Source organism: Pseudoxanthomonas sp. Soil82 (assembly GCF_040446535.1).
GTDB lineage: Bacteria > Pseudomonadota > Gammaproteobacteria > Xanthomonadales > Xanthomonadaceae > Pseudoxanthomonas > Pseudoxanthomonas kaohsiungensis.
Window position 1 is genome coordinate 463,877 of sequence record NZ_JBEAAK010000004.1, and the last position, 14,109, is coordinate 477,985.

General features: G+C 70.5%; 14 protein-coding genes. 1 reads left to right on the plus strand and 13 read right to left on the minus strand.

The features are described from left to right. Positions 1–64 precede the first annotated feature (64 nt). Positions 65–697, plus strand: a complete 633-nt coding sequence (locus tag ABKA19_RS13475) for a HutD family protein (protein WP_353689328.1) — start codon at positions 65–67, stop codon at positions 695–697. Here ABKA19_RS13475 and ABKA19_RS13480 read toward each other — a convergent pair. The 13 genes from ABKA19_RS13480 to sufC form a co-directional block, all read right to left on the minus strand. Further along, positions 694–2,340 (minus strand): sulfite reductase subunit alpha, encoded by a 1,647-nt coding sequence (locus ABKA19_RS13480; protein WP_353689329.1) that lies wholly within the window; start codon positions 2,338–2,340, stop codon positions 694–696. The genes ABKA19_RS13475 and ABKA19_RS13480 overlap by 4 nt on opposite strands. After that, entirely contained in the window at positions 2,337–3,311 is a 975-nt protein-coding gene (locus tag ABKA19_RS13485) for an FAD:protein FMN transferase (RefSeq protein WP_353689330.1), read from the minus strand. Before ABKA19_RS13485 ends, ABKA19_RS13480 begins: the two co-directional genes overlap by 4 nt. 17 nt (positions 3,312–3,328) lie before the next feature. Continuing rightward, positions 3,329–4,138: a DUF4198 domain-containing protein gene (locus ABKA19_RS13490; protein WP_353689331.1), complete on the minus strand. Its 810-nt coding sequence runs from the start codon at positions 4,136–4,138 to the stop codon at positions 3,329–3,331. 58 nt (positions 4,139–4,196) lie between these two features. Then, on the minus strand, positions 4,197–4,712 hold the full coding sequence (locus tag ABKA19_RS13495; protein WP_353689332.1) for a DUF2271 domain-containing protein: 516 nt from the start codon (positions 4,710–4,712) through the stop codon (positions 4,197–4,199). 29 nt (positions 4,713–4,741) lie between these two features. Further along, a complete protein-coding gene (locus ABKA19_RS13500) occupies positions 4,742–5,389 on the minus strand; it encodes a PepSY-associated TM helix domain-containing protein (RefSeq protein ID WP_502945788.1) in 648 nt (215 codons plus the stop codon). A gap of 32 nt (positions 5,390–5,421) precedes the next feature. Continuing rightward, positions 5,422–6,165 (minus strand): tetratricopeptide repeat protein, encoded by a 744-nt coding sequence (locus tag ABKA19_RS13505; protein ID WP_353689334.1) that lies wholly within the window; start codon positions 6,163–6,165, stop codon positions 5,422–5,424. Then, a complete protein-coding gene (locus tag ABKA19_RS13510) occupies positions 6,158–6,844 on the minus strand; it encodes a Fe2+-dependent dioxygenase (protein WP_353689335.1) in 687 nt (228 codons plus the stop codon). The genes ABKA19_RS13505 and ABKA19_RS13510 overlap by 8 nt, the downstream gene beginning before the upstream one ends. Positions 6,845–6,898: 54 nt before the next feature. Then, positions 6,899–9,136, minus strand: a complete 2,238-nt coding sequence (locus ABKA19_RS13515) for a TonB-dependent receptor (protein WP_353689336.1) — start codon at positions 9,134–9,136, stop codon at positions 6,899–6,901. Positions 9,137–9,680: 544 nt separating this feature from the next. After that, entirely contained in the window at positions 9,681–10,013 is a 333-nt protein-coding gene (locus ABKA19_RS13520; RefSeq protein WP_353689337.1) for a non-heme iron oxygenase ferredoxin subunit, read from the minus strand. Further along, entirely contained in the window at positions 10,010–10,549 is a 540-nt protein-coding gene (locus tag ABKA19_RS13525; protein WP_353689338.1) for a GNAT family N-acetyltransferase, read from the minus strand. The genes ABKA19_RS13520 and ABKA19_RS13525 overlap by 4 nt, the downstream gene beginning before the upstream one ends. A gap of 192 nt (positions 10,550–10,741) precedes the next feature. Continuing rightward, positions 10,742–12,013, minus strand: a complete 1,272-nt coding sequence (locus tag ABKA19_RS13530; RefSeq protein WP_353689339.1) for a cysteine desulfurase — start codon at positions 12,011–12,013, stop codon at positions 10,742–10,744. Continuing rightward, complete coding sequence (gene sufD, locus ABKA19_RS13535; protein WP_502945789.1) at positions 12,010–13,341, minus strand: Fe-S cluster assembly protein SufD; 1,332 nt, start codon at positions 13,339–13,341, stop codon at positions 12,010–12,012. The genes ABKA19_RS13530 and sufD overlap by 4 nt, the downstream gene beginning before the upstream one ends. Then, entirely contained in the window at positions 13,341–14,105 is a 765-nt protein-coding gene (gene sufC / locus ABKA19_RS13540; RefSeq protein ID WP_353689341.1) for a Fe-S cluster assembly ATPase SufC, read from the minus strand. Before sufC ends, sufD begins: the two co-directional genes overlap by 1 nt. Between the last annotated feature and the right edge of the window lie 4 nt (positions 14,106–14,109).

The following is a 14,109-nucleotide window of genomic DNA, read 5'->3' on the forward strand; positions in this document are numbered from 1 at the left end:
GCACAGGACGTGCAGCCGGGCGATGCCTTTACGGCGGGGCGGCGCGCTGGGGCAGAATGCGGGCATGAGTGGACGCAGCGTGCTGACCCTTCCTGCCACCGGCTACCGTCGCGAACGCTGGCGCAATGGTCGCGGGTGGACCCGGGAAATCCTCGCCTTGCCCGCTGGCGCGGACTGGGCCTTGCGTCTGTCCATTGCGGAGCTGGACGCGGCGGCCGATTTTTCGCCATTTCCCGGTGTCGAGCGCGAACAGGTGCTGCTGCATGGCAACGGCTTGCGGCTGCAGTTCGACGATGGCCAGGTGGCGGAGCTGCTGCCACCCCACCAGCGGATCCGGTTCGCCGGATCGCGCGCGGTGACCGGCGTGCCGCTGGACGGGCCCGTGCAGGTCTTCAACCTGATGTGGCGCCCCGGCTCGCTCGCCGCCCACCTGTTCCATCGGCCACTGGTCGGCGACATGTGGTGCTTTGGCGACGGACAGACCGGCTGGGCCGTGCACGTGCTGGCGGGTAGCGCCCGCATAGGCGGCGCGGACGGGCAGGACGGAACGCTGCTGGCCGCTGGCGACAGCGCCTGGCTGCCGCCACCCGCGACGGGGCGGTGGCGCCATCCGATCGATGGCGCGGGCGAGCTGTTGCTGGTGCAGGTCCAGTGGCCTGCGACCGGGGCAGGTGGCGGGCGCCCGCTGCCCGCCTAGTAGATGTCGCGCCGGTAGCGACCTTCGGCGCGAAGGGCTTCCCGGAGTTCCGTGCCCAGCACCCCGCCCAGCGCCGCATCCACCCCTGGCGCCATGCCCACCGCGTTGCCGCAGACCAGCACCGACGCTCCGCGACCGACCCAGTCGCGCAGGTCCGCGGCCGCGGACCGCAGGCGGTCCTGGACATAGCAAGGCGCCGCGGGGGCGCGGGAGAAGGCCAGGTCCAGGCGTGGCAGCCATCCTTGCGCCTGCCACCGCCGGATGTCGTCGGCGAAGAACAGGTCATGCGCCGGGCTGCGCTCCCCGAACAGCAGCCAGTTCGCGCGTGCGCCGGCCGCCACCCGTGCCTGCAGGTGCGCGCGCAGCCCGGCCATTCCGGTGCCGTTGCCGATCAGGATCAGCGGCAGATCGTCCGGCGGGGGATGGAAGCCGGGATTGCGGCGCAGGCGCACGTCGATCGTCCCACCGGGGGCTGCGAGGTCGCAAAGCCATCCGCTGCCCAGCCCCGCGCTGCCGTCGGGACGGGTCATCCGCCGGACCAGCAGGCGGAGATGGCCTTCCGCAGGGATGGAGGCGATGGAGTATTCGCGATGCGGCAGTGGACGCAGGCCGGAAACCAGCGCCTGCGCATCCACGTCGCTGACGGCATCGGCGGCGGGGAGCTGCATGCGCATCAGGCAGGCCGCCAGCGCTTCGGTGCCGTTGCCGGCATCGACGGGGGCGTCGCCCGGAAGTCGTAGTGCCTGGAGCAGCGCCTGCACGCGTTCGCGCGCGTTGCGCGGTCCGACCTCGGCGATGTCGCCGGCCTGCCAGCTCGGCAACGCACCGGCGGCCGGCACCAGTTGCAGGTCGAACGCGGCGCCGCCGGGACTGCCGGCATTGACCTGACGGCGCGAATGCAGCCGCCACGGTTCGTACGCCGGTGGCGTCCAGTCCGGCAGGTCGGACAGTCCGCCGAAACGGCCGACCTCGTACTGCCAGTGCCGCAGCGTGGCCGCGTCCGCATTGTCGACCTCGACGCGGTCGAACAGCGGACGCGCGCCCCGGGCGCGCAGCCACTCGTCGAGCTGGCGGCCGAACGCGCAGAAGTCGCGGTACTCGCGGTCGCCCAGCGCCAGCAGGGCGAAGTCCAGCCCGCCCAGCGCCGGGCACTGCGCCATCGTGCGGCGCAGGAAGGCGAGCGCGTGATCGGGCGGATCGCCCTCGCCGGTGGTGCTGGCGACGAACAACGCGCGTCGCGTGCGTGTCAGCAGCGCTGCGTCCACTTCGTCCAGCGGCAGCGCCAGTACCGGCACGCCGCCTGCGTGCAGCATCGCCGCGGTGCGCTCGGCCAGCAGTCGCGCGAAGCCGGTCTGGCTGGCCCAGGCCACCAGCAGCGGCGGCGTGCCGTTGGCCGATGCCGCCGTTGCCTTGGCATGGGCCGGTCGTCGCGGCCACAGCTGGGCGACGCAGAATCCGGCATAGGCGGCCGCCACCCCGCCAGCGAGCCACCAGCGCAGCGGACGCGGAGCGGACATCCACCACGCGTCGTCGTGCAGGGCCAGCAACGCCAGCATGCACAGCGCCAGCAACGCGAGCAGCGCCAGGTTGCCGAGCAGCGACCATGGCAGGCGGCGTCCATCGGTGGTGTCGAGCGCGTTCATCGGGCCAGGTGCGCCTCGAACGGCGCGGTCATCGCTTCGCGCAGGCGATCGCCATCGCGGGTTACGAATCGCGCCGCCAATGCATGCCGGCGCGCGAACTCCAGCCCGGTCTTCGCACCCATGACGGTCAGCGCCGTGGCCCAGGCATCGGCATGCATGGCATCGGCGGCGATCACGGTGACCGAGGCGGCCGCGTCGCCGACCGGCACGCCGGTGCGTGGATCCAGGGTGTGCGTGTAGCGCCGGCCCCGGTGCTCGAATCGGTGCCAGCGGTCGCCGGAGGTCGCTACCGCCGCATCCTGCAGCACCACCACGCGCGCGGGCAGTTCGTCGACCGGCGCCTGCTCGTCCGCCGCCGACTCGACCAGCACGCGCCAGGGCCCGCCATCGGGCTTGCGGCCATAGGCGCGGATCTCGCCGCCCACTTCCACCAGCGCCGCTGCGACCCCGCGCGCGCGCAGGTGTGCGGCGACCTGGTCGGCGCCGTAGCCCTTGGCGATGGCCGACAGGTCCAGCTGCAGGCCGCCGGGCTGCAACAGCTCGCGGCCTCGGTCGCGGCGCTGCAGCCGACGCCAGCCGCCGCGCCCCAGTTCACGCTCGACCTCTTCGTCCGACGGCACGCGACGTGGCGTGCCGGCGCTGCCGAAGCCCCACAGGTCCACCAGCGGACCGATCGTCGGATCGAAGGCGCCATCGCTGGCGTCGGCCACCTCGATCGCACAGTCGAGCACGGCCGCGAATGCCGCCGGCAGCGCAAACCAGTGGCCGGGTGCGGCCCGTCGATAGCGGCTGATGTCCGAATCCGGCTCCCAGGTGCTCATCTGTGCCACCACGTGGTCCAGCTGCTGCTGGATGCCGGCATGCAGGGCGTGCAGGTCGGTGCCGGTGCGTGCGCCCAGGCGCACGCTCCAGCGCGTCCCCATGGTCTCGCCGCCAAGGCTGGCGAGGCTGCCGTCGGTCGCCTGTTCCATCGCGCGGACCGTTCCGGTTACTGCGGCAGCACTTCGAGCGTGGCCACGTAGCTGAGCCGACGCTGCCTGGCCTGGGGCAGGCTGGTCTTGTCGTCCTGCTTGGTCGCCTCGAGCCAGTACATGCCCGCTTGCGGCCAGGTCACGCTGAACTCGCCATCGGCGTCGGTGATCGCCTTGATCGCTTCCTGGGCATTGCGATAGCGCGTTTCGCCGCGAACGATCTCGAACTCGATGCCCTGCGCCGGCTTGCCGTCCACCAGCACGCGGAACCTGGTCGCTTCGCCGGCGAACAAGTCGTTCGGATGGGTCAACGGCACCAGCTCCAGGCCCTCGCCGCTGGTCTTGAGCGCGGTGTCATTGGGCGACCCGTTGGTGACGAAGGTTTCAATGCGAGCGACGCTCTGCGAGACCTGCAGGTTCTTCGCGTCCTTCGGTACCTCGGTGGCGAAGGTCGCTGGCGTGCCGCGCCAGCGCCTGGGCTTGCCGTTCTCTTCCCAGCTGCCGGACAGGCCGCTGTTGACCACGGCGATGCGGTAGGTGCCCTGCTGCGCAAGCTGCAGGTCGAACACGTTGCGGTACTTGCCGGTGGCCAGGTTCTGCGGCTGGACCCTGCTGCCGTCCGGCGCGGTGACCACCAGGTTGTCCAGGCGCAGCGGCACGTGGTTGAAGTAGAACAGGTCGTTGGACACGGCCGCATCGACCGTGATCCACGGGTCGTTGCCGGCCAGCACGGTCTGCGAAGGACGCAGCCAGGCTTTATGCGCGGCGGCGCCGAACGGAACGGCCAGCGAGGCGATGGCGACGGCGAGGATCAGGGAACGCTTCATCGGGATCTCCGGGAGTTGACGCAGCGGTTGCTGTCGTGGGGAAGGGGTCTGGGGTACGTCAGGGCTTGACGGCCAGGGTGACCGCGCCCAGTTCGGTGCTGCCTTGCGCCTTGCCCGTCTGCGCGGCCCTGGCCGGCCAGGAGAAGGGGATCTTCACCAGCTCGCGGCCGCCAACTTCGCGCGCCGCTTCCACCACCAGGGTGTATTCGCCCGGCGCCAGGTCCTTGAGCTGCGGCTGGCTGGCGGCGAAGGTCACCTCGTGCTTGCCGACCGGACGGGTCGGGCCGGTCACGCCATCGACCGGCACCTGCAGCGAGCGGCCCGACTTGCGCCACCACTGGCGCAGGTCCGGCAGCCACTTGGTGCCGTGGCCTTCGGCGGTGTCCCGCATCTGGTACCAGACCGCCAGGTTGGTGGCGACCTTCTGGTCGGCGCCCTCGATCCAGATCGCCACGTAGGGGCGGTGGTACTCGGCCACGTTGAGCTTGGGGATCTCGACGTTGATGTCGAGTTCGGCCGCGTAGGCCGGCAGCGTCAGCAGGCCGCTGACCGCGATGAACAGCTTGGCGCGCATGGAACGGACCTCGTGAGGGGATGAAGGCGTCAGTGGATGAACAGCAGGATCAGCACCAGCGGCACGACCAGGCCCAGGCCGACCAGCGGCCAGGTCAGGCGGCGCTGGCGCGCGTGGAGGTGCAGGAGGAACAGCCCGGTGATGCAGAACACCAGGCAGGCGATGGCGAACACGTCGATGAACCAGCCCCACGCCGGGCCCGCATTGCGGCCCTTGTGCAGGTCGTTGAGGTACGAGACCACGCCGCGCCCGGTGCGCTCGAACTCCACCGCGCCGGTCTGCCGGTCGATGCTCAGCCACGCGTCGGCGCCGGGCGAAGGCATCGAGACGTAGGCTTCCTCCGGCGACCATTCGGCCGGGCGACGGCCCAGCGAAATCTCCAGCGTGTCACCCAGCCAGCCGGCGACCGGCGCCGGCAGCGGTGCGTTGCCTTCCTCGGGCAAGGCGGCCAGCTGGGCAAGCAGCGGCGCGGGCAACTGCGCGGTGCGGTTGTCCACCCGCGGCTGGGCCTCGATCCTGGCCGCGTGGTTGAGCGTGATCCCGGTGGCGGTGAACAGCAGCATCCCGACCAGGCAGACCGCCGAGCTGATCCAGTGCCACTGGTGCAGCTGGCGCAGCCAGAAGCCGCGGCGCTGCTGGGCGGAGACTCGATCGTGGAGTGCGGGGCTTGCGGTCACGGAAGGGGCGGGGCTCGGATCGGGAAAGTGTGTCATCGACTGGAACGGTTCCGGCTTTCGCGCGGCGCTGCCGGCGCCCGGCCGTCGGTCGGCGGGTCGGCCGGAACCGGAGGCGGATCTACCAGACGACGCAGGCGGTCATGCGGGCTGTCGGCGAGCGCCCGTCGAAGCCGCGCCACGACCGGCGGCGTGCCCGTGTCCAGCGCGCGCCGCAGCCAACGCGCGGCCTCGTCGAGCTGGCCCATCTCGGCCAGCATCGAGGCGAGATTGGCCTGGGCAAGGCAATCGCCCGCGCATGCGGCGCGCTGGTACCACGCCATCGCCTGCACGGGATCGCGCCGCACTGCCCAGCCGTTCTCGTGGAAGCGCCCGACGAAGTTCATCGCACGCGCATGGCCGTGCCGGGCTGCGCGCCGGTACCAGCGGTAGGCCGCCCCGCGGTCGGCAGCCACGCCATTGCCCGACGCCAGCAGGTGGGCGAGGTTGTACATGCCCCAGTCGAGCCCGGCTTCGGCGGCCTTGCGGTACCACACCGCCGCCAGCGCCATGTCGACGGGCGTGCCCAGGCCGAGCTCGTGGCAGCGGCCCAGCATGTTCATCGCCATCGGCTCGCCCAGGTTGGCGGCCACGCTGTACCAGTGGAACGCCTCGTCTGGATCGGCCTGCAGACCGCGGCCCTCCATCGACGCCTGCGCCAGCAGCAGTTGCGCCTCGCGCTGCCCCGCCAGGGCCGCCTCGCGCAGCTGTCGCATGCCGGCGGTCGCCATCTCAGACATCGGCCCAGCGCCGCAGCAGGTTGTGGTAGATGCCGGTGAGCTGCACCAGCGACGGGTGTTCGGGCAGGTCGCGGGTCAGGCGCCGGATCGACACGTCCAGCTCGAACATCAGCCTGCGCTGGCTGTCCTCGCGCAGCATGCTCTGGATCCAGAAGAACGAGGCCAGTCGTGCACCGCGGGTGACCGGCGTGACCCGGTGCAGGCTGGTGCCCGGGTAGAGCACCAGGTGGCCGGCCGGCAGCTTCACCTGCTGCGTCCCGTAAGTATCCTCGATGACCAGTTCGCCGCCGTCGTAGTCCTGCGGGTCGCTGAGGAACAGGGTCGCGGACAGGTCGGTGCGCACGGGCCGGGCGCTGCCGCCGCTGCGGTCGTAGCGTACGGCGTTGTCGACGTGGAAGCCGAACGACTGGCCATCGCGGTAGCAGTTGAACAGCGGCGGGTAGATCCGCTGCGGCAAGGCGGCCGAGAAGAACGTGGAATTGGCCTGCGCGGCGTCGCGCACCAGCGCGCCGAGTTCGCGTGCGGCCTCACTGTCCTCGGGCAGTTGCAGGTTGTCCTTGGCCTTGGCCGACTGGTGGCCGGCGGTGATCCGGCCATCGGCCCAGCCCGCCTGCTGCAGGCGCCGGCGGCAGTGGAGGACCTGCTCGGGGGTCAGGACATCGGGAATGGACAGGAGCATGGCGATTCTCGCGGAAGGCCCCGCCCCGCGTCGACGGGGCGGGGTGAAGTCGCATCAGAAGCGGACGGTCGCGGTCAGCACCACCGAACGCGCCGCGCCCGGCGTGGCCCAGCCGTTGTTGCGGATGCGGGTGAAATACTGCTTGTCGAACAGGTTGTCGACGTTGAGCTGCAGGGCGAAGCCGTCGTTGAACTGGTAGCCGACCATGGCCCGGTGCATCGTGTAGCTTCTCGCCTGCGGCGCGTCGTCCAGGCTGGCCAGGTAGAAGCTGCCCTGGTAGTTCACGCCGTAGCCCACGGTCCAGTCGGCCAGGGCGTAGGTCGTCCACACGCTGCCGGAATGTTCGGGCACGTTGGCCAGCGGGTTGCCCGCCTGCGCATCGATGCCGGTGGATTCCTTCACGAAGTCGGACACGCTCTGCAGCACTTCGCTGTCCAGGAACGCATAGTTGGCGAACACCGACCACGCGCTGGTGATCCGGCCGGCCGCGCCGAGGATCACTCCGTCCACGCGCGCCTGGCCGTCCAGCTGCTGCATGCCGCTGGGATTGTCCGGGTTTCCCGTGTCGGCGACCTTGTAGTTCTGCCGCTCGTTGCGGAACGCGGCGGCGGTCAGCGCGAGCCTGTCGTCCAGCACGTTCCACTTGGTGCCCAGTTCGACGTTCACCGCCGTTTCCGGATCCACCTCGCAGGTCTGCACCGTGCACGAACCGTTGACCGATGCCTTGGAGGGCGTCCTGGAGTCGGAGTACGACAGGTACACGCTGCCGTTCTGGGCCGGCTTGTAGACCAGCCCGGCACGGTAGGAGAACAGGTTTTCGGAGTTGTCGAAGGTGGCATCGCTGGTGACGTTGCCGGCGGCGTCGAAGGCGCGCACGCGGGTGCTGCCGTCGTTGCGCTCGTAGCGGGCGCCCAGGCCCAGCTGCCACCGCGGACTGAACTCCATTGTGTCGAACAGGTACAGGGCCTGGTTGTCGAGGGTGCCGGCGTTGCGTCCCGAGCGGACGTAGTTGATGGGGCCCGTGTAGATGCTGTCGGGGGCGTGCAGGTCCAGCAACGGATACAGCGGGGGCGTGCCGTCGGCGTTGCGCTGGCTGTTGCCGCTTTCCAGGTCGTAGGTTTCGTGCAGCAGCGATATGCCGGCGACCAGCGAATGGCCGACGCTTCCGGTGGCGAAGCGCGAGGTGAGATCGGTCTGGTTGTACGCCAGCCCGTTGCGGGTATCGCGGGTGGTGCCGCGCGGACCGCTGGGCTGGTAGGTCCCCGGGCTGGTGCAGGCTTCACCAGTGGCCGGGTTGACCCCGGCGTCCAGGCACCAGGTGCCCTGGGTTGGGTTGACCACGGTGTACTGGTCCACCCGCTGGACACGCGCCAGGTTGCGGATCGAGATGGCCTCGTTGAAGTCGTGCTCGAAAATGCCGGTCAGCATGTCGACTTCGACCTGCTGGGTATCCATGTTGCGGTAGCCGAAGTAGCTTTCGCGGTCCACGCCCGGCAGCAGGCCGCCGTAGGCGGCGAAGTACGGCACGCCGTACTCGGGGATGTTGTCGTCCTGCTGGTGCAGGTAGCTCACCGACAGCCGGGTGTCGGTGCCCAGGCCGATCGCCAGCGATGGCGCGATGCCCCAGCGTTCGTATTCTTCCACGTCGCGGTCGGGCACATCGTTGCGGTGGGCCATCGCATTCACGCGCAAGGCCTGGCCATCGCCCAGGTCGAAGTTGCTGTCCACGGTGGCGCGACCGAAGCTGTCGGTGCCCGCGCCCACGGTGATGCTGGTGAGGTCGCCTTCGCGCGCCACCTTGCTGGCCAGGTTGATCGTGCCGCCGACCGAGCCGGCCCCGGAATAGGCCGAGTTGGCGCCGTTGACCAGCTCGATGGACTCCAGGTTGAAGTTGTCGCTGCGCGTGTACTGCGCGCTGTCGCGAACGCCATCGACGGTGATGTCGTTGCTGGCGCTGAAGCCGCGCAGGTTCACGCTGTCCCCGTAGCCGCCGCCGCCTTCGCCGGCGCCGAAAGTGATGCCCGGCAGGGTGCTGAGGATGTCGCGCAGGCCGATCAGCCCCTGCTGGTCCATCACTTCACGGGTCACCACGGTGATCGTCTGCGGGGTGTCCAGCAATGGCGCGGTGTACTTGGGTGAGGAGGCGCGTTCGACGCGGTCGCCCTGGACTTCCAGGCCGTCCAGTTCGGTAACGTCCCTGGCAGGCGTGCCGGCGTCGTCGGCGTGCGCGATCGCAGGGGCAGCCAGGGCCAGCAGCACGGCGGAGGAAAGCGGGGAGAATGAAGGAGTCATGGGTGGTGGTCGTCAGGAGGAGTGGGATCCGGCTGGCGGCGGCTGCGGAAGGAGGACAACGGGACAACAAGGCGTGCGCCGCCGTCGGCCGCGACGGATGCGGCCGCGATGCGGGAGCGCGATGGCTGGGGGGCCGCGGTACCGCGGCGACGCCTGGCTTGGATCAGCAGGGGACGGGAGGTGCGTGGGCCCGGGGCCGCGGGCCCACGCTGTGCCCGTTTGCGGGGCAAAGCCGGCAGGAGGCGTCTGCGTGCCCCGTCATGGGCACGCACCCCTGGCGATGGGCCGCCGGCAGGTTCGGTCTCCAGCGCCGCGCGGGGTGGCTGGGCAGGGCAGGGCGCTCAGCAGCGCAACCCTCGGGGACACGGCGGTGGGGACGGAAGCGTGCATGGGACGAAGGCCGGAAACGACGCGGCCATCTTAAATGAGAATTATTCTCTTTGGTAGCCCGCAGCCCGCAGCCCGCAGCCCGCAGCCCGCAGCCCGCAGCCCGCAGCCCCGGCTACCGGATGCGGCCGTGTCGAATCCGCGATCGACGGACCGCTCAGCCGCGGTCGTCGCGGGTCCAGATGCCGCCGTCCTCGGTCTTGACCGGGAACTTGGGCACCGGCGAATAGGCTGGCGCGCAGAGGGCGCGGCCATCGCGCACGTCGAAGCGGGCGCCATGCAGTACGCACTCGACGCTGCCCTCGGCCGCGTCCAGGACGCCCGACGACAGTTCGAAGTCCTCGTGGCTGCAGCGGTCTTCCAGCGCGTACAGGTCGCCGTCCAGGTTGAGGACCAGGATCGGCGTGCCCGTCACCTCGTCGAAGACCGGCCTCATTTCGCCGGGCAGCAACTCGCCCGTGGTACAGACGAAGGTCCATGCATCGTTCATGCGTCCGCTCCCGCACCCAGCTCCTTGTGCAGCACCTCGAAGCGCAGGTCCTCCCGCAGGGGGATGCCGAAGCGCTCGTCGCCGTAGGGAAACGGCTTGTGGATGCCGGTGCGCGCGTAGCCGCGCCGCTCGTAGAAGGCGATCAGCTCGTCGCGGATGTCGATCACGGTCATGCGCATGGCCGGCAGCCGCCAGCCGCGGGCGATGCGCTCGGCCTCGGCCAGGACCGCCTTGCCCACACCGCCGCCCTGCAGGTCGGGGCGCACGGAAAACATGCCGAAGTAGCCGGCGCCGTCTTCCTCGGCCACGTGCGCGCAAGCCAGCAGCACGCCGTCGCGCTCGGCGAGGAGGACGACACTACGTGGGCGGTCGATGTCGCGGCGCAAGCCGTCGGGATCGATGCGCTGGCCGTCCAGCATGTCCGCTTCGGTGGTCCAGCCGGCGCGGCTGGCGTCGCCGCGGTAGGCGGAGGTGACCAGCTCGACCAGGGCGGGGATGTCGGCGTGCGTGGCCGCGCGGAAAGTGAGGGAGTCCATGCCCGACATTGTAAAACGGCGCCTGGCCCGCTGCGCCGTACGTGCGTGGAGTAGGGCCCGCCCCGCTGCGCCGTGCGTTCGTGGAACGGCTGGTCCCGCTGCGCCGTGCTTTCGTAGAGCGGGGCTTGACCCGCTGCGGGCTTGTGATCCCGCTCCTCACGAAGCGATGCGCGGAAGCGGGGAAGCCCCGCTCTACGCCACCAGCAGCCGGCGGGTCTTTTCCAGCGCGGCGGCGAAGCGCTCGATCTCTTCGTGGGTGTTGTAGAAGGCCAGCGACGCGCGCAGCGTGGCGGCCACCCCGAAGTACTGCAGCAGCGGATGGGCGCAGTGCTGGCCCGAGCGCACGGCAATGCCTTCCAGGTCCAGCAGGGTGGCCAGGTCGTGCGCGTGGGCGCCTTCGACCAGGAACGAGATCACCGCGGCCTTGCCCGGCGAGGTGCCGAAGATGCGCATCCCGGGGATGGCCTGCAGCACCTCGGTGGCATGGGCCAGCAGATCGGCTTCGCGCGCGGCAACGTGCTCCATGCCGATCGATTCGAGGTAGTCGACCGCGGCGCCCAGGCCGATGAAGCCGGCGATGTTCGGCGTGCCGGCCTCGAACTTGTGCGGAGGATCGTTGAAGACCGTGCCGTCGAAGCTGACCTCGCGGATCATCTCGCCGCCGCCGATGAACGGCGGCATGGCCAGCAGGTGCTCGCGCCGGGCCCAGAGCGCGCCGGTGCCGGTCGGGCCGCACATCTTGTGGCCGGTGATGGCGTAGAAGTCGCAGCCGATCGCCGGCACGTCCAGCTTCAGGTGCGGGGCGGCCTGAGAGCCGTCGACCACCGTCACGATGCCGCGCCTGCGCGCCTCGCGGCAGATCTCCCGCACCGGATTGACCGTGCCCAGTACGTTGGAGACGTGCGTGATCGCCAGCAGCTTGACGTCCGGGGTCATCGCCTTGTGCAGGCCGTCCAGGTCCAGGCTGCCGTCGGGCAGGATCTCGGCGACCCTGACGGTGGCGCCGGTGCGCTGGGCGACCAGCTGCCAGGGCACGATGTTGGCGTGGTGCTCCATCCGCGACACCAGGATCGTGTCACCGGCCTTGAGCTGCGGCAGCGCCCACGAATAGGCGACCAGGTTGATCGCGAAGGTGGTGCCGCTGCACAGCACCAGGTCGTCGGCGCGCACGTTGAGGAAGCGGGCCAGCTTGCCGCGTGCGCCTTCGTAGGCCTCGGTCGCCTCGGTGCCCAGCGCATGCACCGCACGGCTGACGTTGGCGTTCTGGCGACGGTAGAACTCGTCCTGCGAGGCGATCACGGGCAAGGGCTTCTGCCCGGTGTTGGCATTGTCGAAGTACACCAGCGGCTTGCCGTGCACCTCGCGCATCAGCAGGGGGAAGTCGGCGCGCACGCGCGCCCAGTCCACGCCGCCATCATGGCTGGCCAGGGCCGCATCGTGCACCGCGGCAGGCTGCAGGCTCATGCCTGCGCTCCGTCGACGGCGGGGTCGGTGCCCAGCGATGCGGCCAGCGCGGCATCCAGGCGGTCGAGCAGGAACCGGCGCAGGCCGTCGTCCTCGAGCGACAGCAGCGGCTCGCGGCAGAAGGCCACGGTGAGCAGCCGCCGCGCCTGGGCGTCGGGAATGCCGCGCGAGCGCAGGTAGAACAACGCGGTCGGGTCGAGCTGGCCGACGGTGGCGCCGTGCGCCGCCTTGACCTCGTCCGCGTCGATCACCAGCACCGGCTGGGTGTCGATCTCGGCGTCGGCCGACAGTAGCAGGTTCTTGTTGGACAGCGAGGCATCGGTGCCGTCCGCGCCGGCACGGATGCCGATGCCGCCGTGGAAGACGACCCGGCTGCGGCCATCGGCAATCCCGCGCCACACCAGCTCGCAGGCCGTATCGCGGGCGATGTGCTCGATGCCCAGCCGGGTGTCGACGTGGCGCCGGCCGTCGCCCAGCAGCACGCCGTTGGCGGTCAGGCGTGCGCCATCGCCCTCCAGGCGCACGTTGAGTTCGTTGCGGCCCAGCGCCGCGCCCAGCTCCAGGTCGAAACGCTGGTATCGCGCTTCGCGCGCCAGCACCGCGTCGGTGCGGGCGAAGCGGGTTGCGCGCGCGGCGTCGGACTGGATGCGGGCATGGCGGACCACGCCGTGCTGGCCCAGGTGCAGCTGCAGCACCTCATTGGCCAGGTGCCCATGGTCGGCCACGCCGAGTTGGTGCTCGACAATGTCCAGGCGCGCCTCGTTGCGCACGTCGACGAAGTGGCGCAGGTGCCAGGCGCGGTCGCCGGCCTGCTGGGTGCTTACGAACACCAGGTGCACGGGTGCATCGACCTGCACGCCGGCGTCCACGCGCAGGACCACGCCTTCGTCGGCCAGGGCGGCGTTGGCGCGGGCGAAGGCCTCGCTGCGCTGGTCGTAGCGGCGCAGGATGAAGTTGAAGTCGCGCGGTTCGCCCTCGGCGAGCGTGCGCGACAGCGGCTCGAGCACTACCCCGTCCGGCAGGCCGGCCAGGTCGCTGTGCGCGGGCACGTGGCGGCCGTTGACGAAGACCAGCCGCGGCGCCGGGATGCCGGCCAGCACGCTGGCGTCGATCGCCGGCGGCACGGCGTCGGCCGCGGCGAATGCGCGGCGTTCGAGCGCGCGCAGCGGGGTGTACTTCCACGCTTCCTCGCGCGGGCCGGGCAGGCCGTCGGCGAGCAGCGCGTCCATGAACGCCTGCCGTGCCGGCAGCAGTTCCCTGGCAAGTCCGGACATGGATGTGCGGGCTGTTGCGAAGGACTGGCCAAATGAGTCGAGCAGGGCGCCCATCAGGCCACCTTCTCCGGCGGCACGCGGTCCTTCAGCCAGGCGTAGCCGTGCTGTTCCAGCTCCAGCGCCAGCTCCGGGCCGCCGGTCTCCACGATGCGCCCGTCGGCCAGCACGTGGACCACGTCCGGCTTGATGTAGTCGAGCAGGCGCTGGTAGTGGGTGATGACCAGGAACGAGCGGTCCGGCGAGCGCAGCGCGTTGACGCCGTCGGCCACGGTCTTGAGCGCGTCGATGTCCAGGCCCGAGTCGGTCTCGTCCAGGATCGCCAGCTTCGGCTCGAGCACGGCCAGCTGGAAGATCTCGTTGCGCTTCTTCTCGCCGCCGGAGAAACCTTCATTCACGCCGCGATGCAGCAGTTCGTCCTTCAGGTGCAGCACGGCGAGCTTCTCGCGCACGCGCTTGAGGAACTGCATCGAGTCCAGCTCGGCCTCGCCGCGCGCCTTGCGCTGGGCGTTGAGCGCGCTGCGCAGGAAGTAGGTGTTGTTCACGCCGGGGATTTCGACCGGGTACTGGAAGGCCAGGAACACGCCTTGGGCGGCACGTTCTTCCGGCGCCAGCTCCAGCAGCGGCTTGCCCTCGAACTCGACCGAGCCGGCCGTCAGGTCGTAGCCCTCGCGCCCGGCGAGGATGTTGCCCAGGGTCGACTTGCCGGCGCCGTTGGGGCCCATGATCGCGTGCACCTGGCCTGGCTTGAGCTCCAGCGACAGGCCCTTGAGGATTTCCTTGCCGGCGACGCTGGCGTGGAGGTTGTGGATCTTCAGCATGGGG